Source organism: Saccharopolyspora sp. NPDC002686, from assembly GCF_040295745.1.
GTDB classification, from domain to species: domain Bacteria; phylum Actinomycetota; class Actinomycetes; order Mycobacteriales; family Pseudonocardiaceae; genus Saccharopolyspora; species Saccharopolyspora oryzae.
In genome coordinates, this window is record NZ_JBEOVY010000008.1 from 18,564 (window position 1) to 38,224 (window position 19,661).

Consider the following 19,661-nt stretch of genomic DNA (forward strand, 5'->3'; position numbering starts at 1 on the left):
GCGGGTGGTCAGCCTTCGGCGACCTCCAGCGCGACCCCCGCCGCCCGCAGCTCGTCGAGCAGCGGGGCCGGTGTTCCGGCGTCCACGATGACCAGGTCGAACTCGGTCAGCGGCGCCAGCTCGTGCACCGCCCGCCGGTCGAACTTGGAGTGGTCCAGCAGCAGCACGCGCTTGCCCGTGGTCTCCATCAGGGCGCGCTTGACCTGGATCGTCTCCTGCGAGCGGTGCAGGCAGTGCCCGTCGACGACGGCGGTGGTGGACATGAACAGCACGTCCGAGCGCATGGTGCGGGCCAACTTGGCGGTGTGCAGCCCGAGGAAGGCGTCGTAGGACGGCTGGTAGTCGCCGCCGAGCCCGATCAGGTGCAGGCCGGGCTCGCCGCTGAGCAGGTTGATCACCGACAGGAAGTTCGTCACGACGGTCAGCGGGGCCAGCGCAGGCAACCGCTCCGCGACCGCCAGCGCGCTGGTGCTGTCGTCCAAGGCCACGACCTGACCGGGGGTGACGAGTCGCGCGGCGTGCTCGGCGATGCGCGCCTTGTCCTCGGCGGCGTCGGCGATCCGCGCCCGCACCGAGGTCTCCAGCAGCGCCGTCGGCGTCGAAGTCGCACCGCCCCGGACCTTGCGCAGCCAACCCTGCTGCTCCAGCACGTCCAGATCGCGGTGGATCGTCATGCCGCTGACGCCGTGCTTGGCGGCGAGTTCCTCGATCCGCACGAACCCGCTGGCCAGCACCTCCTGGCGGATCTCCTCGCGCCGCCCCTGCTGGCTGACCGGTGTGCCGCCCGCCTCGGCCACGCCGAACCCCTCACCTCAGAGCCCGTCGCCGCCCGGTGCCGCGGGCAGATCTCACCCGGCACGTGCGCAGCGACGAGCGACCACGTGTGCAACCGGAGTGATTATCACACGTGCGGCGTGATGTTCGGGTCAGATATCACGTGGAGAGCCGGGCCCGACGTTGTGGCACGGCCGTTTTCGCAGCTTCTCGACGTAGTCCTCGGGCGCACCGGCGGCTTCGGCAGCATCGGCCATCACACCGAGGTAGCGCGCGGACGGCAGCCCGCCTTCGTAGGCGTCGAGCACGTACAGCCAGGCCAGCACCGGACCGTCCAGCGTCTGCACCCGCAGCCGGAGCTTCTTGTGCATGCCCAGCTCGGCGCCTTCCCAGTTGTCGAGCTGCCGCTCGTCCTCCGGGCTGACGTCGTAGAGCACCGTGAAGACCTGCTCCCCGGGGTGTTCGACGATGGTGGCGAGGGCGCCTTCCCAGCCGTAGTCCTCCCCGCCGAAGGTCAACCGCCAGTCCATCAGCCAGCCCGTCCCCGCCAGCGGCGAGTGAGGGGCGCGCTTCGTCATCTGGGCCGGATCCATGTTGGACCCGTACGCGGCGTACAGAGGCACGCCCAACAGGGTAGCGATCGACAGCCCGAGCGGCGGAGCGGACGCGTCACAAAAGTGGGTGCAGACAGAACCGGTCGTCGTCACGGCTCGCACCGCCGACGCGCCGGAGCGGTGACGCTCGGTCATGGTGGCGCTGTGGGGCGCGCCACGACGGCCAATTCGGGCGACACCACCCGAATTGACCGGGCTACTCGCAGCGTACGGTGAGCGTGGCGCCCACAGGCAGGCATCGGGGAGGAACGCGAAGTGACCCGCATCGTGATCATGGGAGGCGGCCCGGCGGGCTACGAGGCGGCATTGGTCGCCGCGTCGAACGGGGCGGAGGTCACGCTGGTCGAGCCCGAAGGCCTGGGCGGGGCTTGCGTGCTCTACGACTGCGTGCCGTCGAAGACCTTCATCGCCTCCGCAGGCGCGCGTTCGGCGTACCGCGATGCCCGCGAGCTCGGCATCCGCGCGAAGACCGAGGACTCCGACGTCGACGTGGCAGTCGTGCACGGCCGGGTGAAGGGCCTCGCGCTCGCGCAGTCCGCCGACATCCGCTCCCGGGTCCGCCGCGAAGGTGTGAAGATCCTGCCCGGTCGAGCCCGCTTCACCAACCCGGCCAAGGGCATGGCCGTGCACCAGGTCGGCGTCGACCTCGCCGACGGCGGCTACGAAGAGCTGACCGCCGACGTCGTGCTGATCGCCACCGGCGCCACGCCGCGCGTCCTCAAGGGAGCGGAGCCGGACGGGGAGCGGATCCTCACCTGGCGGCAGCTGTTCGACCTGCCCGAACTTCCCGAGCACCTGGCGGTGATCGGTTCCGGCGTCACCGGTGTGGAGTTCGCCTCCGCCTACACCGAGATGGGCGTCAAGGTCACCATGATCTCCAGCCGCGACCGCGTGCTGCCGCACGAGGACGCCGACGCCGCGGCGGTGCTCGAAGAGGTGTTCGCCGAGCGCGGCACCGAGGTCGTCAAGCACGCCCGCGCCGAGAAGGTGGAGCGCACCGACTCCGGCGTGCTGATCCACCTGGCCGACGGGCGCCAGGTCGAGGCCAGCCACGCGCTGATGACCGTCGGGTCGGTCCCCAACACCACCGACATCGGGCTGGACCGGATCGGCGTCGAGCCCGACCGAGGCGGCTACATCCCGGTCGACCGGGTGTCGCGGACGTCCGTGCCGGGCGTCTACGCGGCGGGCGACTGCACGGGGCTGCTGCTGCTGGCCTCGGTGGCGGGCATGCAGGGCCGGATCGCGATGTGGCACGCGCTGGGCGAAGGCGTCACCCCGATCAAGCTCAAGACGGTCGCCGCGAACGTCTTCACCCACCCGGAGATCGCCACCGTCGGCATCAGCCAGCAGGCGATCGACAGCGGCGAGGTGCCGGCGCGGACCGTGATGATGCCGCTGGCCACCAACCCGCGCGCGAAGATGGAGGGCCTGCGCCGTGGTTTCCTCAAGGTCTTCTGCCGGCCGCAGACCGGTGTGGTGGTGGGCGGCGTCGTGGTGGCGCCGAACGCCAGCGAGCTGATCCTGCCGATCGCGCTCGCCGTGCAGAACCAGGTGACCGTGGACAACCTGGCCAACACGTTCTCGGTGTACCCGTCGCTGTCCGGCTCGCTCACCGAGGCCGGTCGGCTGCTGATGCGCCACGACGACCTGGACTGATCTCGCAGGCCTCCCTGCCTGCGGCTCGCCGGGTTCCCGGCCGGGAGGAGTGGTCATGATCGAACCTCCGGTGCTGATCTACGACGGCGACTGCGGCTTCTGCACGCGCAGCGTGCGGCTGGCCGAGCGGCTGCCGGTGCGGATGCGCGTGCTGACGTGGCAGGAGGCCGACCTCGCCGCCTACCGGACCACCCCGGACCGGGCGCGCCACGAGGTGCTGTGGGTGGCGCCGTCCGGCCGGGTCTTCGGCGGTGCGGCCGCCGTCGCCGAGCTGCTCAAGAGCTGCCGCGCGCCCTGGCCGGTGGCCGGTTTCGCGCTGTCCGCGCCGGTGTTGCGGACGCTGGCCGGGTGGGCTTACCGGGCGATCGCCGCGAACCGCTACCGGCTGCCCGGCGGTACCCCGGCGTGCCGGCTGCCGGATGAACAACGTCCGGGCCGTTCGGACCGTTCCTGATCCTTTAGATCTCGGCCGAAAGTACGAGAAGGCCCCTCGCCTTCCTGGCCGATCGGTCGACTTCGCCTGACACATCGGCTGATCCGCTGGCCCCTCGTCGCGCCATAACTTGGATGGCGTCGGGGGTTCAACAGGCCGGTTCCTCCCCGTTCTCAGGGGATCGACGGGGAGAACCGGCCCTCAGCGAGATTGGTGCGTCTTGGCACCAACGCGGTTCGAGATGCGAGGTGGCCGAGATGAGCAGCCAGGCGTTCGCGCCGGAGTTCCAGGGGAAGTTCCGGAGCATGTCGGTGAACACGAACTACGTGCAGGCGTTGGCCGAGGCGCGTGAGGAAGTCGCTCGCGCGATGGAGGAAGGCGACGATCTGGCGCTCGCCCAGGCGAAGTTGCTGGAATCCGAGGCGTGCCGGCGAGTGGGCGAGATCGCCGAGGCGAACGTGGCCTGGCGCGCCAGCTACCGGGCGGCCAGGAAGGCGGACGCGCCGGGTTCGATGGCGTGGGCGCTGTGGAACGGCGGCACGCTGGCCCGCCAATGTGGACAGATGACGGCTTCGCTGCGCTGGCTCGAGCTCGCTCGTGACATGGCCACCAAGGCGGGCGATGTGGTGGCGCTCGGGTACTCGGTCGCCGGAATCGCCGAAACGCTGCGGATCCGCGGTGACTACGAGAAGGCCCGCGAGCTCCACGTGGAGCTGCTCGCCGAAGCCCGCAAGCGGGGCGAGTGCCGGCACACGGTGTGGGCGCTCGAGGGGCTCGCCCAGCTCGACCGCAACGCGGGCGATCTGGACGCGGCGTGGGAGCGCTTCGCCGAAGCCGCGCAGATCGCCGAGGAGGGCGGCGACGAGCGCGGTCTCGCCTGGGCGTTGCGGGGGATGGCCGACGTGCTGTCCTTGCGCGGGGAGCACGACGAAGCGTTGCACCTGCTGTCGCGGGGCGAGCAGATCTGCCGCCGGATGGATCTGTCCAGCGCCCTGGCCTACAACCGGAAGATGCGCGGCAACATCCTGTTCCGGGCTTGCTGGTACGGCGAAGCGGTCCGCACCTACCAGGAAGCGCAGAAGATGTTCCGCGCCATCAACGAGCCGCGCGGTGCGGCGCTGGCCGAACTGGGCTTGATCAAGAGCCGCGACAAGCTCGGCCGACCACGACCAGCCACCGAGCGCGCCCTGCTGGCCCTCCTGGACACGCTGGACTCCCAGGAACTCCGCCACACCAGGAAGATGGTCCAGGACGCGCTCGACGACCTCCTCGAACTGGTGGCCTGACCCGAGGTTCGCCCGGCCGCCAGGTCGGGGTCAGCTACGCCGATCGGGTGCGCGGTGCCAGCGCCGGAAACCAGTACCTGCGCGCGGCTTCGGCGTTGTTCGCCGAAAGCGTGCGAGCTGCCGGCGGTGGACCGGTGGTCGACGTCGGTTGCGGTCCGGGGAGGTCGCAGCTCACCTCAACGAGCTCGGTGTCGATGCCTTCGGCATCGATCTCTCGCCCGGGATGATCGAGGTGGCCCGCCGCAACCACCCGGGTCTGCGGTTCGAAGTGGGCTCGATGACTGCTCTGGACCTGCCCGCCACCTCGGTGGGTGGTGCGCTCGCTTGGCAATCGTTGATCCACGTTCCCGACGACGAGATTCCTGCAGTACTCGGGCACTTCCACCGAGCATTGCGTCCAGGTGCGCCGCTGCAACTGCTGTTTCACGTCGGGGACGAGTCGTGGTTGAAGACGCAGGGCTACGGCGGGCACCCGATGAAGGTCCACGTCCACTGTCGTCAGCCGGGACCGACGCGAGTGGTCAGTTGGTGAGTTTCGCTGCTGTTGTGCGGAGTTCTGCTCCGGCGTTGCGGGTGATCGGGTCGCCGTGGCCGAAGCAGGCGATCTCGGTGTCCAGTTCGGCGAGGCGGCGTAACGATGCGATCGTCTTCGCCCGGTCCAGGTTGAACGTGCCGAGCATGACCTCGCCGACATTGGCGATCGTGTCCCCGGTGAACAGGGTTTTGCTCTTTGACAAGTGCAGAGCGATGCTTCCGTCGGTGTGGCCGGGGATCGACAGCACGCGGGCTCCGCCGCCGAAGTCGAGCACGTCGCCTTCGGCGATCTCCTGGTCCACCGGGCAGGGCGGGTGCGGGGGAACGTTCGGGGCGATGCTGTCGAACAGCGGTCGTTCCCAGTCGAGCAGCACCGGGTCGGGGCGCGGCCGTTCACCCTGGATGACGGCCACGTCCCCGGCGTGCGCCAGCACCGGTGCGCCGGTGGCCGCGCGGAGCTCCGCAGCGGATCCCACGTGGTCTTCGTGGCCGTGGGTGATGACGATCCGCTCCAGCTCGACGTCGAGCTCGGCCAGCAGTGCGGTGATGGCCGGGCCGGATCCGGCGATCCCGGTGTCGACGAGGGTCGCGGAGCGTCCTTCGAGCCAGAGGTACGCCTGGCCGAACTCGGGGCGCAGGAAGTACAGGCCGGGCGCGATGAGGTCGACGTCCATAGCTGCACGGTAGGCGCGAATCAGCTTGCCGCAGGCGGTTTCGTCGCGGGCGAACGGCTCGGCCGCCGGTCGCCCGCCGGAAAATGGTGCGACACGGCGAGCGGGCTGGGCTAGCCTGACCCGCATGGTGCAGTTGCAGCTCTACATCTGATCGAGCTCCCGATGAGGGCATGGTGCGGCGACTTCGTGTCGCCTGCTTCGTCGTGCCCTTCCACGCGCCCGCATCGATTCGGCGGGGCGGTGCGTTCCGCCCGCTGATCCCGGCAGTCCCTTGCCCGCACATCGCGAGTCGTCTTCGGGCGTTCGCGGTCGCAGTGAGGTGGGGCTCGGTTTCCGGGCGCGCTCAGCGACCTGTTTTCCCGTTCCTCGTTGCATCGAGGCTGTTTTCGATCAGGAGTCCCAGCAGATGACGAACTCTGCCCAGAACGCGTACCGCACCCGGCCCGCGCACATCGCGTTCTTCACCATTCCCGCTCACGGTCACATCAACCCGACCCTCGGGCTGATCACCGAGCTGGTGAACCGCGGTCACCGCGTCAGCTACGCGGTGACCGAGCCGTTCGCCGACCAGGTGGCCGAGGCCGGGGCGACACCGGTCCGCTACGACTCGATGCTGCCGGGGTCGCCGAACGCGTCCCGGCAGGAGTGGCCGTCGGAGGGGACCGAAGCGCGCTGGATGTTCCTCGAGGAGACCAGGTCCGTCGTGCCGCAGCTCGAAGAGGCGTTCGCGGGGGATCGGCCGGATCTCGTGGTCTACGACCTCGGAGATTTCCTCGTCCTCGCCGAGAAGTGGGGCGTGCCCGCGCTCCAGCTGTGCCCGACCCACGTCTACACCGAAGGGCTGGAGTCGGTCCTGGACCTGACGCCGACCCCGGAGACGACAGCGGTGGAGGAGGCCTACGACGAGTACTTCGCGGAGCAGGGCGTGGCCTTGACCAACCACGACCTCCTGCATCCGCGTCGTTGCATCGTGACGATCCCGCGGAGCTTCCAGTACTTCGGGGACCAGGCGGCGGACTCGTACGCGTTCGTCGGCCCGATGCTGACCGAACGGGCGTCCCAGGGGAGTTGGCAGGCGCCGGACGACCGGCCGGTCCTGGTGATCTCGCTGGGTTCGGCCTACAACGACCGCTTGGACTTCTACCGGCGATGCCTGGTCGCCTTCGCCGATCTCGACTGGCACGTGGTGCTGGCGGTCGGGACGGCGATCGATCCGGCCGAGCTCGGCGCGGTCCCGGCGAACTTCGAAGTACACCGGTGGATTCCGCAGCTCCGGATGCTGTCCCAGGCCAGCGCGTTCATCACGCACGCAGGCATGGGCGGCACGATGGAGGGCCTGAGCCACGGCGTGCCGCTGATCGCGGTTCCGCAGGCCGCCGACCAGTTCATGAACGCGGCCCGGATCGAGGAACTCGGCCTGGGCGTTCAGCTGGACGGTGCCACCGCCACACCTGAGCAGCTGCGCGTTGCGCTGGAGAAGGTCACCTCGGACGAGGGGATCCGGAACCGGCTGGCGGACATGCGGCGCGAGATCGAAGGAGCCGGTGGTCTGGCGCGGGCCGTCGAGATCGTCGAGGGAATGCTGTAGTCCCTCCGCGCACCACCTGCCGGATCACTCCGGCGGGTGGTGCGCTCGAACCCGCGCGAACCGCCCGAGCTGGGCATATCCACGGTGCTTGTGGTGGTACCCGGATGTTCTGTTTCCCGCGGCCCGCTCCCGCTTCCTACGGTCGGGATGCGACCTCGACGAGGTCGACGACCAGCAGCGATGCCGGAAGGAACGGGAGAACCATGGCGGAGCGGAGCCTGCGGGGCAAGGTCGCGGTCATCGGCGGCGGGGGCAAGAACCTCGGCGGCCTGCTGTCGACGACGTTCGCGGACGAGGGTGCGAAGGTCGTCGTGCACTACAACAGCGACTCCTCCGCGGCCGAGGCGGAGAAGACCGTCAACGCGGTGCGGGAAGCCGGATCCGAGGCGATCTCGGTGCAGGGCGACCTGACGCAGGTCAGCGAGGTGCGGCGGCTGTTCGACACCGCGGTGGACACCTTCGGCGGGGTCGACGTCGCGGTGAACACGACCGGGATGGTGCTGCGCAAGCCGATCCTGGAGACCACCGAGGACGACTTCGACCGCATGTTCGCGATCAACGCGAAGGCGGCGTACTTCTTCATCCAGGAGGCCGGGCGCCGGCTCAACGACGACGGCAAGATCATCAGCCTGGGCACCTCGCTGCTCGCGGCGTTCACCGACGGCTACTCCACCTACGCCGGGGGCAAGTCTCCGCTGGAGCACTTCACCCGCGCCGCGGCCAAGGAGTTCGCCGACCGCCGCATCTCGGTGAACGTGGTCGCGCCCGGTCCGATGGACACGCCGTTCTTCTACCCGCAGGAGACCCCGGAGCGGGTCGAGTTCCACAAGTCCCAGGGCATGGGCAACCAGCTCACCCACATCGAGGACATCGTGCCGGTGATCCGGTTCCTGGCCACCGACGGCTGGTGGTTCACCGGGCAGACGATGTTCCCGAACGGCGGCTACACCACCAGGTGACCGCCTCCGGCGCGGCAGGTGGTCAGGAGGGGCGGCCGCCTGCCGCGCCGAAGCAGCGGAGCATGATCGGGGCAGCTCTGGTTGCCGGTGTGGAGGAGGTAGCGGTGGTCAACCTGGCGAGGATCGGCTGGCAGGCGATGCGGGGGCGCGACCCGGAGGAGGAGCACCGCGTCTCGACCCCGCTCGAGCTGTTCTTCGACCTGTGCTTCGTGGTGGCGGTGGGGCAGGCCGCAGCGCAGCTGCACCACACCCTGGACGAGGGACATCTCGGCGGTGGGCTCGCCGGGTACGCGGCGGTGTTCTTCGCGATCTGGTGGGCGTGGGTGAACTTCACCTGGTTCGCCTCGGCCTACGACACCGACGACGTGCTCTACCGGGTGCTCACGCTGCTGCAGATGTCCGGGGTGCTCGTGCTGGCGGCCGGGGTGCCCGCCGCGTTCCAGGACTACGACTTCACCGTCGTGACCATCGGCTACGTGCTGATGCGGATCTCGATGATCTGCCACTGGGTGCGGGCCGCCGTCGAGGACCCGGCCGGCCGGGCCACCGCGCGGCGCTTCGCGATTGGGATCGCGGTGGTCCAGCTGGGGTGGATCGCGCGGCTGTGGGCGCCGGGGACGTGGGTGTACGTCACCTTCGTGGTGATGGTGCTCGCCGAGCTGGCCGTTCCGGTGTGGGCGGAATCGAACCGGCCCACTCGCTGGCACCCGGAGCACATCGCCGAGCGGTACGGCCTGTTCACCATCATCGTGCTCGGCGAGGTCATCCTCGGTGCGCTCACCGCGGTGCAGTCCGCGTTCGCCGAGTTCGGGCTCTCGCCGGCGTTGATCATGATCGCCGCTGGTGGTCTCGTGCTGGTCTTCGTCGTGTGGTGGACCTACTTCGCCGCGGGCGAACCGCGGCTCCGCAGTCTGCGCGTCGCGCTGACCTGGGGTTACGGTCATTTCGTGGTGTTCGCCGCGATCGCCGCGCTGGGCTCGGGCCTCGAAGTCGCGGTGGACACGGCAGGGCACCACTCGCACATCAGCGACCAGTCGGCGGCGTTCGCGATCGCGGTGCCGGCCGCGCTGGTGCTGGTCGCGCTGGGCCTGCTGCACCGTCTCGCGGGGACCGGCGCGATGCGGAACTTCGGGTTCGTCGTGGCGGGTGCGGTCGTGGTGCTGGCACTGCCGTTCAGCGCTCCGCTGATCGGTCTGGGTGGTGCTGTGGTGGGCATGGCTGCGGCGTTGGTCGTGACGTTGGTCGTCAACTGCCGCGGCGCCGGATCGGGCGTGGAAAGCAGGGCGTGACGTGGGCTTGGACCTGCACAAGCTGGGACATCTCGTCGCAGTGGCGGAGGAGGGCAGCTTCACCCGCGCCGCGGCGCGCTTGCACTTGTCCCAGCAGGCGTTGTCCACCTCGATCCGCGCGCTCGAACGCGAAGTCGGCGTCGACCTGCTCGAGCGCACCACCACCGGGGTGGCCGTGCTGCCGGCCGGGGAGGCGCTGATCTCCGACGCCCGAGTTTTGGACGGCGTGGCCCGCTCCGCGTTGAAGCGCGCGCGGCGGATCGGTCGCGGTGAATCTGAGGTGCTGCGCATCGGGCACACCCCGGCCGTCACCGGCGACGAAGTCACGGCGTTGCTGCGCGAGGCGCACGCGGAGCACCCGGACCTCGCCACCGACGTCAACCAGCGCTACCCCGCCGAGCTCGAGAAGCAGCTGCTCGCCGGGGAACTCGACCTCGGGCTGTGCCGGGCCATGGCACCCGCTCACGGCCTCAACCGCGCCACCCTGGTCCACCAGCGGTTGCAGGTCGCCGTTGCCGCGGAGCACCGCCTCGCCGACCGGGACGTGGTCGAGCTGTCCGAACTGGCCGACGAGCAGATCGTCGTGTGGGGCCACCCGGGCCGCTCCGGGTACACCGATCTGCTCATCGAGAGCTGCCGGAAAGCGGGCTTCGAACCGCGCACCCACCGCAACGCCATCCAGGGCACCCCGCCGGTCACCGCGGTCCTCGGAACCGAGCACGTCGCGTTCGTGACCGCTGCCCCGGGCCCGGCGGCGAACGGGAAGGTCCGGGTCATCGAGCTCACCCCGCCGATCGAGGTACCGCTGCAGGCGCTCTGGTCGGCCCACATCACGTCCGACGCCCGGCACACCTTCCTGGAGACCTTCACCTGAGCGGTCCCGGTGATCTTGGCATCACCTGCGCGGACCGCTATACCTGGTGGTTGGCGCGGAAGCGAGGTGGCCCGATGACTGCGCTGATCACCGGTCTGCGGACCTGCGACGTCCGGTTCCCGACTTCGCGGGAGCTGGACGGTTCGGACGCGATGAACCCGGACCCCGACTACTCGGCGGCCTACGCGGTGATCGAGACCGACGCCGACGACGGGCTCGAAGGCCACGGGTTCGCGTTCACCATCGGCCGGGGCAACGACGTGCAGGTCGCGGCGATCCGGGCGCTGGAGCCGTTCGTGGTCGGTCGTCAGCTGGGCAAGGTGCTGGACGATCTCGGCTCGGTGTGGCGGGAACTCGTGCACGACTCCCAACTCCGCTGGCTCGGCCCGGAGAAGGGCGTGGCGCACATGGCGATCGGCGCCGTGATCAACGCGCTGTGGGACCTGAAGGCCAAGCGGGCCGGGAAACCGCTGTGGCAGCTGCTCGCCGAGCTGTCCCCGGAGCAGATCGTCGACCTGGTCGACTTCCGCTACCTGACCGATGCGCTGACCCGCGAGGAAGCGCTGGACATCCTCCGCGGTGCGGAGCCCGGCCGCGCGGAGCGAACCGCGGAACTCCTCCGCGACGGTTATCCGGCGTACACCACGAGCCCGGGCTGGTTGGGCTACTCGGACGAGAAGCTCCGGAGGCTCTGCCGCGAAGCGGTGGACCGGGGTTTCCCGCTGCTGAAGCTGAAGGTGGGCGCGGACCTCGACGACGACGTGCGGCGGATGCGGATCGCGCGCGAAGAGGTCGGTCCGGACGTCCGCATCGCCGTCGACGCCAACCAGCGTTGGGACGTGTCCACTGCGATCAGCTGGATCTGCGAGCTCGCGCCCTTCGGCTTGTGGTGGGTGGAGGAGCCGACCAGCCCGGATGACGTGCTGGGACACGCCACGATCGCTTCGGCCGTCGCACCGGTCCGGGTGGCCACCGGGGAGCACGTCGCCAACCGCGTGGTGTTCAAGCAGTTCCTGCAGGCCAAGGCGCTGTCCTTCCTGCAGCTCGATGCGGCGCGGGTGGCCGGGGTCAATGAGAACCTGGCGATCCTGCTGCTGGCGGCGAAGTTCGGGGTCCCGGTGTGCCCGCACGCGGGTGGGGTCGGGCTGTGCGAACTGGTGCAGCACCTGGCGATGTTCGACTTCGTCGCGGTGTCCGGTTCCACCGATGGCCGCGTCGTCGAGTACGTCGACCACCTGCACGAGCACTTCGTGGACCCGGTGGTGATCCGGGACGGGCACTACCAGGCGCCGCGGCGTCCGGGCTTCTCCGCGCAGCTGCGCCCGGAGGCGCTGCGCGAGCACAGCTACCCCGACGGGCCGGTGTGGGCCGGCGGGTGAGGGACGGGGAGCGGATGCAGCGAATCGCCTTGCGCACCAAGCTGGCACCGGGCCGGGAAGCCGAGTACGAGCAGGTGCACGCGGTGATCCCGGCCGAGCTGGACGCGGCGCTGCGCGAAGCCGGCGTGCACAGCTGGCGGATCTGGCGCGACGGCCAGGACCTGTTCCACGTCGTGGAGGTCGAGGACTACCAGGCGATGCGGCGGGCGCTGCGCGACCACCCGGCCAACGTGGCCTGGCAGGCGCGGATGTCGGAGCTGCTGGCGGTCGAGGACGACTACTCCGGTGCGGACACCGGTCTCCGGCAGGTGTGGGAGCTGCCGTGAAGCTCGGCGGCTCGGACGTCGAGGTGTCCCCGCTCGGATTCGGCGGCGCGGTCATCGGGAACCTCTACCGCGCGGTCGACGAGGAAACGGCGCTCGGCGCGGTGGACGCGGCGTGGGACGCGGGGATCCGCTACTTCGACACCGCACCGCACTACGGGCTCGGCCTGGCCGAACGCCGTCTCGGCACCGCGTTGGCCGGGCGGCCGCGGTCGGAGCTGGTCGTGTCCACCAAGGTCGGCAGGCTGCTGGTGCCGAGCCCGCGAACCGCGAATACCCGCGATCCGGCGGGTTTCGACGTGCCCGCGGACCGAGAGCGGGTGTGGGACTTCAGCGCCGACGGGGTGCGGCGATCGCTGGAGACCAGCCTGCGGCGGCTCGGCCTGGACCGCGTGGACCTGGTGCTGATCCACGACCCCGACGACCACTGGGCGCAGGCGGTCGACGAGGCGTACCCGGCGTTGCACGAGCTGCGAACCCAAGGCGTGGTCGGTGCGATCGGCGTCGGGATGAACCAGTGGCGGATGCTGGAGCGGTTCGCGACCGAGACCGACGTGGACGCGGTGATGCTCGCCGGGCGCTACACGCTGCTCGAGCAGTCCGCCGCCGGCACCATGCTGCCGACGTGCCTGCGCCGCAACGTTTCCGTGCTGGCTGCAGGGGTGTTCAACGGTGGTGTCCTGGCCACCGACGAGCTCGGCCCGGAGGCGATGTTCGACTACGCGCCCGCCTCCCCGGAGCTGCGCGCGAAAGTCGCACGGATCGCGGACGTGGTCCACCGGCACGGCGCCAGCCTGCCGCAGGTGGCGATGGCCTTCACCCGCGCGCACCCGGCCGTGGCCAGCGTCGTCGTCGGAGCCAGGTCGGCCGGCGAAGTCCACCGCAACGCAGCGCTTTTCGACCGGCCGGTGCCGTCCGAGGTGTGGGCGGAACTGGTCGAGGCCGGGCTGCTGCCGGACGGCATGTCGTTGCCGGGCGTTTGACCTCCAGCGCGCTCGAGGTCCTAGCGTGGTCGCCCTGATCCGATCGGTTGAGGAGAACTTGATGACGGTGTTGGTGACGGGTGCGACCGGGAACGTCGGGCGCCGCGTGGTCGATCGGCTCCTGGCTTCCGGCGCGGAAGTGCGCGCGCTGACCAGGAATCCGGAAACCGCCGGGCTGCCAGCCGGGGTGGAGGTGTTCGGCGGCGGGCTCGGCGATGCGGAGCCGCTGCGCGAGGCGCTCGACGGGGTCGACCGGGTCTTCCTGTTCCCGGTTCCGGAAAGCACTGCGACGTTCGTCGAGCAGGCCAAGGCCGCTGGTGTCCGGCGGGTCGTGCTGCTGTCGTCGTTGGCGGTGGAGTTCGGCGAGGAGAACGCGATCGGTCAGCGCCACCGGCTGATCGAGCAGGCGATCGAGGACAACGGCTTCGAGTGGACGTTCGTGCGGCCGGGTGCGTTCGCGACCAACGCGCTGGCCTGGGCGGAGTCGATTCGTTCGGAGGGCGCGGTCCGGGAACCGTTCCCCGGCGCGCTGCAGGCGCCCATCCACGAGGACGACATCGCCGCGGTCGCGGTCACCGCACTGCTGGAGGACGGGCACGCCGGGAAGGCCTACCCGCTGACCGGACCGGAGCTGATCAGCCTCGCCGACCAGGTGCGCGCGATCGGGGACGCGATCGGCCGGGACGTCCGCTTCGAGGAGGAAACCCCGGAGCAGGCGAAGGCCCGCATGGTTGCCCAGGGGACGCCGGAAGCAATTGCGGACACCCTGGTCGGTTACCGGGCGACAGCGGGGCAGAACCCGGCCCCACCGGTGCCGACCGTGCAGCAGGTGACGGGGCGCCAGGCCCGGACCTTCCCCGAGTGGGCAGCCGACCACGTCGGCGATTTCAGCTGAGCACGGCGAGGTCGAGCGGGGATGCCGCCCGACCTCGACCGATCAGCCGTTCTTGGAGATGACGACCAAGCCGGCGGCGTCCTGGCCGGGGTCGGAGGCAAAGACGCCCGTGTCGCCGAGCACCGCGGCCGGGATCCGGGTCTCCGGGGGCAGCGCGGTGCTGCCCTGCGCGGTGACCGAGACCGGGGTCTTGGGGGAGTCGTCGTCATCGCCTTCGGCCCAGCCGTAGGCGGTGCCGTCGTCGCCGACCGAGATCAGGTTGATCTCCTTGGCCTTCTCGTCGCTGTCGGAGCAGAAGCCCTTGCCGGACTTGAGGTCGAACAGCGCGCCCTCGGCGACCAGGTACTGGCCGTTCGGGGACAGCGCCGGGGTCAGGTCCGAGGTGACCGACTCGGGGACCTGGAAGTCGACGCCCCACACCGCCGAAACATCGCACGGGGCAGTCGCTTCGACCCGACCGGTTTCCGCGTCGTGCACCGCGGTGATGACGTCGTTGGTGTCCGGGTTGGTCCACTTGGCGAGCAGATGGCCTTCGACCGCGCCGCTGATGTCGCCGTTGTAGTCGGTCTCCGGGGCCGTGGAGAACCAGGTTTCCTCGGACGGGTCGCCCAGCGTCGCCGGAACGCCCGGCGGAGCCACCTGGTCGCTGCGCCAGCCGCCGGGGATGCCGAAACCGCCGCTGCGGCCCTTGTGGACCAGGCCCTTCGACGTGGGGAAGACCGGGTCGTCCTCCCACTCCTCCGACGCGGCCGGGGTTTCGGTCGTCTTGCCGGTGGCCGGGTCGACGAGCCACGAGGTCGCGTCGGCCTGGGCCAGCAGGCCGGTCGGCGTGGACCGCAGATCGGTGGATTCGCTGGCCTCGGTCAGGTCGGCGGAGGAGACCGGGGCGACCGAGTCTCCGGAGCTGGCGGCCGGGTAGAAGGACACCGAGACGCCTTCTTCGGCCTCGTGCAGCTGGTCCGCGCGCTTCTCGCCGTAGGCCAGCACGGCGAAGTACTCCTGGCCACCGCTGGTGATGCGCATGACCCGGGGCACGGTCATCGGCCTATCGCTGTCCCACGACTCCGGATCACCTGCCAGCTGGGACTTGGTCAGGTCGGGCGCCTTCCACGGCGTGCTGCTCCAGACCTCGTCGCCGGAAGCGGCTTCGCGGACCCGGAGGACGTAGCCCTCCTGGGTCTGGTCGAGGTGGGCGATCTGCCCGGACGTCGAGGTGGCCACCGGCAGCGGTTCGAGCCCGGGCATCCAGGCCGGCTTGTACTCCCAACCGGATTCGGCGTCGAATCCGGGAGGGGCGGTGATCCGGGATTCCGCGTCGATCTCCGCCGGACCGACGGCGGGGTCCGCGGACCCGCACGCCGAGACCGCCCCGACCAGCACGCCCGACACCACCAGAGCTGCGGCTCTGCTCCCGCTCTTCATCCGTCCAACCTCCACGTCCAAGTCCACTATGGACGAAAATCGGGCGAACCGGATTTTCGCGCGCGCAGTGGGAAAACGCCAGCAAGAGAAACCCCAGAGCTCGACGGCGATTCCGGTTGCGGGTGTCGAGCTGGAGGTAGGACGAAACGAGATCGAGAACGGTTCCGCCGAGATTTCCGGACCCGGGAAGCAACCCCGAGTTCGGCCGGACGTCTTACCGGCAGGGACGAGATCGAAGGGCAGCGATCTCGCGGCGGCGACCGATGTCCTGGTGGCGAGCACCCCTCGGCTCGCCGTCCGGCGCTGCCGAGGGCGAGCAGCGCTGGGGCAGGGCGCTCCGCCCCTCCCGAAGCGTGGTTCCCTCCGATCCACCCCGGAGGGAACCACGTCGGGAACTTCGCGCAGCAGACCGAAGAAGACGCGGCCCGCACCTCGAGCAGAGGTGCGGGCCGCGCCGTCGTTTTGATTCGCCGTCAGGCGAGAAGGTTTCTCACTCGACCCAGTTCAGGGTCTTGGAGACCGCCTTCTGCCAGTTCTTGTACTCCTTCTCGCGGAGCTCGGCAGGCATCTGCGGGTCCCACTGCTTGTCCTTGGCCCAGTTCGAGCGGATGTCCTCCTCGCTGGTCCAGAAGCCCACCGCGAGGCCGGCCGCGTAGGCCGCGCCCAGCGCCGTGGTCTCCGCGACCACCGGTCGGATCACCGGCACGCCGAGGACGTCGGCCTGGAACTGCATCAGCAGCTCGTTCTTCACCATGCCGCCGTCGACCTTCAGCGACTTCAGCGGAACACCGGAGTCGGCGTTCATCGCCTCGATCACCTCGCGGGTCTGGAACGCGGTCGCCTCCAGCACCGCGCGGGCCAGGTGACCGCGGTTGACGTAGCGGGTCAGGCCGACGATCGCGCCACGGGCGTCGGAACGCCAGTGCGGTGCGAAAAGACCGGAGAACGCGGGCACGAAGTAGGCGCCACCGTTGTCCTCGACGGTGCTGGCGACCTGCTCGATCTCCGGGGCGTCGGAGATGATGCCGAGGTTGTCCCGCAGCCACTGCACCAGCGAACCGGTGACCGCGATCGAACCCTCCAGGCAGTACACCGTGTCGTTGCTGCCGATCTTGTAGCCGACCGTGGTGAGCAGCCCGTTCTCGCTGATCACTCGCTCGGTTCCGGTGTTGAGCAGCACGAAGTTGCCGGTGCCGTAGGTGTTCTTGGCCTCGCCGGGCGACAGGCAGGCCTGGCCGAAGGTGGCCGCCTGCTGGTCACCGAGGATGCCCGCGATCGGGATGCCCGCGAAAACGCCGCGCTCGCGGAACTTCCCGTACACCTCGGAGGAGGAGCGGATCTCCGGCAGCATCGCCATCGGCACGCCGAGCTCGGCGCAGATGTCGGCGTCCCAGTCCAGCCGCTCGAGGTCCATCAGCATCGTGCGGGAGGCGTTGGTCGGGTCGGTGACGTGCAGACCGCCGTCCGGGCCGCCGGTGCAGTTCCACAGGATCCAGGTGTCCATGTTGCCGAACAGCAGCTCGCCGCGCTCAGCGCGCTCGCGGGTGCCTTCGACGTTGTCCAGGATCCACTTCACCTTGGGACCGGAGAAGTAGGTCGCCAGCGGCAGACCGGTCTTGCGCTGGTACCGGTTCTGCCCGTCCTCGCCTGCGGCGAGGGCGTTGACGATCTCGTCGGTGCGGGTGTCCTGCCAGACGATCGCGTTGTACACCGGCTTGCCGGTGGCCTTCTCCCACACCACGGTGGTTTCGCGCTGGTTGGTGATGCCGACGGCGACGACGTCGGAGGACACCAGGTCGGCCTTGGCCAGCGCACCGGCGCAGACCTGCCGGGTGTTGGTCCAGATCTCGATCGGGTCGTGCTCGACCCAGCCGGCCTTCGGGAAGATCTGGCGGTGCTCGACCTGGTCGACGGCGACGACGCGGCCGGAGTGGTCGAAGATCATGCACCGGGTCGAGGTCGTGCCCTGGTCGATGGCGGCGACATAAGAAGCCATCTGTCCTTCTACCTTCCTATGTGGACGAATCTGGTCAGCTGGCGATGGGCAGTGCGAGGGCCAACGCACCCGCCAGCACACCGCCGATGATCGGGCCGGCGATCGGCACCCAGGAGTAGGCCCAGTCGGCCGAGCCCTTGCCGCGGATCGGCAGGATCGCGTAGGCGATGCGCGGACCGAGGTCGCGCGCCGGGTTGATGGCGTAGCCGGTCGGGCCGCCGAGCGAGTTGCCGATGCCGATCACGATGAAGGCGACCGCGGCGTAGCCGAGCGCCGAGTTGCCGAAGGTGGGCACGCCGTCCGCGCCGGAGGGTCCCGCCTGCGGGCTGAGGATGATCCAGAAGACCAGGACGAAGGTGCCGATGATCTCGGTGACGAGGTTCCACGGGTAGTTCCGCACGGTCGGTGCGGTGGAGAAGATGCCCAGCGTGTTGGCGGGGTCGTCGTGGGTGTCGAACTGCAGCTTGTAGACGGCCCAGCACAGGATGCCGCCCAGCGTGCCGCCGATGATCTGCGCGATGATGTAGACCGGCACCTCCGACCAGGGCGTCTGGCCGTTGATCGCCAGCCCCAGGGTGACTGCCGGGTTGATGTGCGCGCCGGTGGGTTCAGCGATGCTCGCGCCGGCGAAGACCGCGAACCCCCAACCGAAGTTGATCAGCAACCAACCGCCGTTGTGCCCGGCTGATTTGCGCAGCACGTTGTTGGCCACGACGCCGCAGCCCATCAACGTCAGTACCGCTGTCCCCATCAACTCCCAGAGGAAGATCTCCCCGAGACTGGTCGTCATCCTTGACGTCCCCTCTTCATGCCGCCGTTGGCACAGGCGGGATTTCGTGACTGTCCGACATGGAGCGAGTCGGGACGGTACTGCCGCATGTGAACACGTGTCCATGCATGCTGCCAGTCGTGGGTACCGGGTTGCTCCGTCCCGCCCAACGCCTTGGATCGACCGCGCGGGTGCTGATCGGCCCCGGTTCTGGCAGCAGCGCGACCCGACGCCGCTCCGTACTCTGCGGTAACATTAGACTTGGGGAAAACAACGTTGCAAGGCACCTCTGATGGTGTTTTTATCGAGTTGCTTGGTGTGGGAGCGAGAGGGAGGACGACGATGTCCGCTCGGCGTCCGTCCGAGAAGCAGCAGGACCGCAGGCGCAAGATCACCGAGCTGGTGATGGCCGAGGGCACCCTGCGCATCGACGACCTGGTCGCGACCATCGGTGCCAGCGCGATGACCGTCTACCGCGACCTCGCCGACCTGGAGTCGCAGGGCCTGGTGCACCGCAACCGGGGCAACGTCTCCGCCGCGTCGTCACTGCTCTACGAAGCGGCGTCGGAATACCGGCTGCCGCAGAACCAGGCGGAGAAGGAAGAGCTCGCCCGCGCCGTCGTCGAGCTGGTCGAACCCGGCCAGGCGCTGGTGCTGGACGACTCGACGACCGGTGTCTACCTGGCCCGGCTGCTGCCCGAACGGGCGCCGCTGACCGTGGTCACCAACCACCGGGGCGTGTTCGACGAGCTGCGCAACGCGCCGGGCATCAGCCTGATCTGCGTGGGCGGCGACTACCTGCCGTGGGCGGACGCCTTCGTCGGCGGCATGGCGCTGGACGCGCTGCGCAACCTGAGGGTGGACCTGGCGATCATGTCGGTCTCCGCGGTCACCGACGGGATCTGCTGCTACCCGCAGCAGGAGATGGTGCAGATCAAGAAGGCGATGCTCGCCTCCGCGCAGCGCCGGGTGCTCTACGTGGACCACACCAAGTTCGAGCGGCGGGCGTTGCACGCGGTCGCGCCGGTCGAGGACTTCGACATCGTCATCGTCGATTCCAAGACCAGCAGCGCCGACATCGAGGTGCTGCGCGACCGCGGTGCGCTGGTCGAGCAGGCAGGAAATGCGCGTGGTGTCGCACCGGGCACGGACCGTGCTGGTCGGGCATGATGACCATTCGTCAAGGTCCGGTTCCCGCGTCGGCGGTGGG

The 19,661-nt window shown here is 69.6% G+C and carries 19 protein-coding genes; 13 read left to right on the top strand and 6 right to left on the bottom strand.

Annotated features, from left to right (window positions below):
- Positions 1 to 8 precede the first annotated feature (8 nt).
- Complete coding sequence (locus ABTZ89_RS02220) at positions 9 to 797, bottom strand: DeoR/GlpR family DNA-binding transcription regulator (RefSeq protein ID WP_351039083.1); 789 nt, start codon at positions 795 to 797, stop codon at positions 9 to 11.
- A 129-nt stretch (positions 798 to 926) separates the two neighbouring features.
- A complete protein-coding gene (locus tag ABTZ89_RS02225; protein ID WP_270948347.1) occupies positions 927 to 1,397 on the bottom strand; it encodes a gamma-glutamylcyclotransferase family protein in 471 nt (156 codons plus the stop codon).
- 246 nt (positions 1,398 to 1,643) lie between these two features.
- Between ABTZ89_RS02225 and ABTZ89_RS02230 the strand changes: the two genes are divergently transcribed.
- The 4 genes from ABTZ89_RS02230 to ABTZ89_RS02245 all read left to right on the top strand — a co-directional run bounded on the left by ABTZ89_RS02230 (position 1,644) and on the right by ABTZ89_RS02245 (position 5,298).
- Positions 1,644 to 3,047 carry an NAD(P)H-quinone dehydrogenase gene (locus ABTZ89_RS02230; RefSeq protein ID WP_270948346.1) on the top strand — a complete coding sequence of 468 codons (1,404 nt, stop codon included), beginning with the start codon at positions 1,644 to 1,646 and terminating at the stop codon, positions 3,045 to 3,047.
- Positions 3,048 to 3,102: 55 nt separating this feature from the next.
- On the top strand, positions 3,103 to 3,501 hold the full coding sequence (locus ABTZ89_RS02235) for a thiol-disulfide oxidoreductase DCC family protein (RefSeq protein ID WP_351039086.1): 399 nt from the start codon (positions 3,103 to 3,105) through the stop codon (positions 3,499 to 3,501).
- 236 nt (positions 3,502 to 3,737) lie between these two features.
- Positions 3,738 to 4,766: a tetratricopeptide repeat protein gene (locus ABTZ89_RS02240; protein WP_270948344.1), complete on the top strand. Its 1,029-nt coding sequence runs from the start codon at positions 3,738 to 3,740 to the stop codon at positions 4,764 to 4,766.
- Positions 4,767 to 4,914: 148 nt separating this feature from the next.
- Positions 4,915 to 5,298, top strand: a complete 384-nt coding sequence (locus ABTZ89_RS02245) for a class I SAM-dependent methyltransferase (protein ID WP_502949504.1) — start codon at positions 4,915 to 4,917, stop codon at positions 5,296 to 5,298.
- Here the strand turns inward: ABTZ89_RS02245 and ABTZ89_RS02250 are convergent.
- Positions 5,288 to 5,974, bottom strand: coding sequence for an MBL fold metallo-hydrolase (locus ABTZ89_RS02250; protein ID WP_351039090.1), 687 nt, complete (start codon positions 5,972 to 5,974; stop codon positions 5,288 to 5,290). The genes ABTZ89_RS02245 and ABTZ89_RS02250 overlap by 11 nt on opposite strands.
- A gap of 406 nt (positions 5,975 to 6,380) precedes the next feature.
- Here ABTZ89_RS02250 and ABTZ89_RS02255 point away from each other — a divergent pair, with 406 nt between their 5' ends.
- The 8 genes from ABTZ89_RS02255 (at position 6,381) to ABTZ89_RS02290 (ending at position 14,264) form a co-directional block, all read left to right on the top strand.
- The gene (locus ABTZ89_RS02255) at positions 6,381 to 7,562 is read left to right on the top strand and encodes a macrolide family glycosyltransferase (protein ID WP_351039093.1); all 1,182 of its coding nucleotides are present in this window, start codon (positions 6,381 to 6,383) and stop codon (positions 7,560 to 7,562) included.
- A gap of 203 nt (positions 7,563 to 7,765) precedes the next feature.
- Positions 7,766 to 8,521, top strand: a complete 756-nt coding sequence (locus ABTZ89_RS02260) for an SDR family oxidoreductase (RefSeq protein WP_270948341.1) — start codon at positions 7,766 to 7,768, stop codon at positions 8,519 to 8,521.
- A 62-nt stretch (positions 8,522 to 8,583) separates the two neighbouring features.
- Positions 8,584 to 9,810, top strand: coding sequence for a low temperature requirement protein A (locus tag ABTZ89_RS02265; RefSeq protein WP_351039096.1), 1,227 nt, complete (start codon positions 8,584 to 8,586; stop codon positions 9,808 to 9,810).
- Position 9,811: 1 nt separating this feature from the next.
- Positions 9,812 to 10,684, top strand: a complete 873-nt coding sequence (locus tag ABTZ89_RS02270; protein ID WP_270948339.1) for a LysR family transcriptional regulator — start codon at positions 9,812 to 9,814, stop codon at positions 10,682 to 10,684.
- 74 nt (positions 10,685 to 10,758) lie between these two features.
- On the top strand, positions 10,759 to 12,063 hold the full coding sequence (locus ABTZ89_RS02275) for an L-fuconate dehydratase (protein ID WP_351039099.1): 1,305 nt from the start codon (positions 10,759 to 10,761) through the stop codon (positions 12,061 to 12,063).
- Positions 12,064 to 12,077: 14 nt separating this feature from the next.
- A complete protein-coding gene (locus tag ABTZ89_RS02280; RefSeq protein WP_351039102.1) occupies positions 12,078 to 12,389 on the top strand; it encodes an L-rhamnose mutarotase in 312 nt (103 codons plus the stop codon).
- On the top strand, positions 12,386 to 13,369 hold the full coding sequence (locus ABTZ89_RS02285) for an aldo/keto reductase (protein WP_351039105.1): 984 nt from the start codon (positions 12,386 to 12,388) through the stop codon (positions 13,367 to 13,369). Before ABTZ89_RS02280 ends, ABTZ89_RS02285 begins: the two co-directional genes overlap by 4 nt.
- A gap of 61 nt (positions 13,370 to 13,430) precedes the next feature.
- Entirely contained in the window at positions 13,431 to 14,264 is an 834-nt protein-coding gene (locus ABTZ89_RS02290) for an NAD(P)H-binding protein (RefSeq protein ID WP_351039108.1), read from the top strand.
- Between the two features lie 42 nt (positions 14,265 to 14,306).
- On the opposite strand, the gene ABTZ89_RS02295 is transcribed toward ABTZ89_RS02290, so the two are convergent.
- The 3 genes from ABTZ89_RS02295 to ABTZ89_RS02305 form a co-directional block, all read right to left on the bottom strand.
- Entirely contained in the window at positions 14,307 to 15,686 is a 1,380-nt protein-coding gene (locus ABTZ89_RS02295; RefSeq protein ID WP_351039111.1) for a hypothetical protein, read from the bottom strand.
- Positions 15,687 to 16,176: 490 nt separating this feature from the next.
- On the bottom strand, positions 16,177 to 17,682 hold the full coding sequence (gene glpK, locus ABTZ89_RS02300) for a glycerol kinase GlpK (RefSeq protein WP_270948333.1): 1,506 nt from the start codon (positions 17,680 to 17,682) through the stop codon (positions 16,177 to 16,179).
- Positions 17,683 to 17,716: 34 nt separating this feature from the next.
- Entirely contained in the window at positions 17,717 to 18,472 is a 756-nt protein-coding gene (locus ABTZ89_RS02305) for an MIP/aquaporin family protein (RefSeq protein WP_270948332.1), read from the bottom strand.
- A 321-nt stretch (positions 18,473 to 18,793) separates the two neighbouring features.
- Here ABTZ89_RS02305 and ABTZ89_RS02310 point away from each other — a divergent pair, with 321 nt between their 5' ends.
- Positions 18,794 to 19,621, top strand: a complete 828-nt coding sequence (locus ABTZ89_RS02310; protein ID WP_270948331.1) for a DeoR/GlpR family DNA-binding transcription regulator — start codon at positions 18,794 to 18,796, stop codon at positions 19,619 to 19,621.
- Positions 19,622 to 19,661: the final 40 nt, after the last annotated feature.

Coding starts and splice junctions, on each gene's coding strand:
- ABTZ89_RS02240 (WP_270948344.1), top strand. CDS start 3,738: ATGAGCAGCCAGGCGTTCGCGCCGGAGTTCCAGGGGAAGTTCCGGAGC.
- ABTZ89_RS02260 (WP_270948341.1), top strand. CDS start 7,766: ATGGCGGAGCGGAGCCTGCGGGGCAAGGTCGCGGTCATCGGCGGCGGG.
- ABTZ89_RS02255 (WP_351039093.1), top strand. CDS start 6,381: ATGACGAACTCTGCCCAGAACGCGTACCGCACCCGGCCCGCGCACATC.
- ABTZ89_RS02235 (WP_351039086.1), top strand. CDS start 3,103: ATGATCGAACCTCCGGTGCTGATCTACGACGGCGACTGCGGCTTCTGC.
- ABTZ89_RS02290 (WP_351039108.1), top strand. CDS start 13,431: ATGACGGTGTTGGTGACGGGTGCGACCGGGAACGTCGGGCGCCGCGTG.
- ABTZ89_RS02310 (WP_270948331.1), top strand. CDS start 18,794: ATGTCCGCTCGGCGTCCGTCCGAGAAGCAGCAGGACCGCAGGCGCAAG.
- glpK (WP_270948333.1), bottom strand. CDS start 17,682: ATGGCTTCTTATGTCGCCGCCATCGACCAGGGCACGACCTCGACCCGG.
- ABTZ89_RS02295 (WP_351039111.1), bottom strand. CDS start 15,686: ATGAAGAGCGGGAGCAGAGCCGCAGCTCTGGTGGTGTCGGGCGTGCTG.
- ABTZ89_RS02280 (WP_351039102.1), top strand. CDS start 12,078: ATGCAGCGAATCGCCTTGCGCACCAAGCTGGCACCGGGCCGGGAAGCC.
- ABTZ89_RS02250 (WP_351039090.1), bottom strand. CDS start 5,974: ATGGACGTCGACCTCATCGCGCCCGGCCTGTACTTCCTGCGCCCCGAG.
- ABTZ89_RS02265 (WP_351039096.1), top strand. CDS start 8,584: ATGATCGGGGCAGCTCTGGTTGCCGGTGTGGAGGAGGTAGCGGTGGTC.
- ABTZ89_RS02275 (WP_351039099.1), top strand. CDS start 10,759: ATGACTGCGCTGATCACCGGTCTGCGGACCTGCGACGTCCGGTTCCCG.
- ABTZ89_RS02305 (WP_270948332.1), bottom strand. CDS start 18,472: ATGACGACCAGTCTCGGGGAGATCTTCCTCTGGGAGTTGATGGGGACA.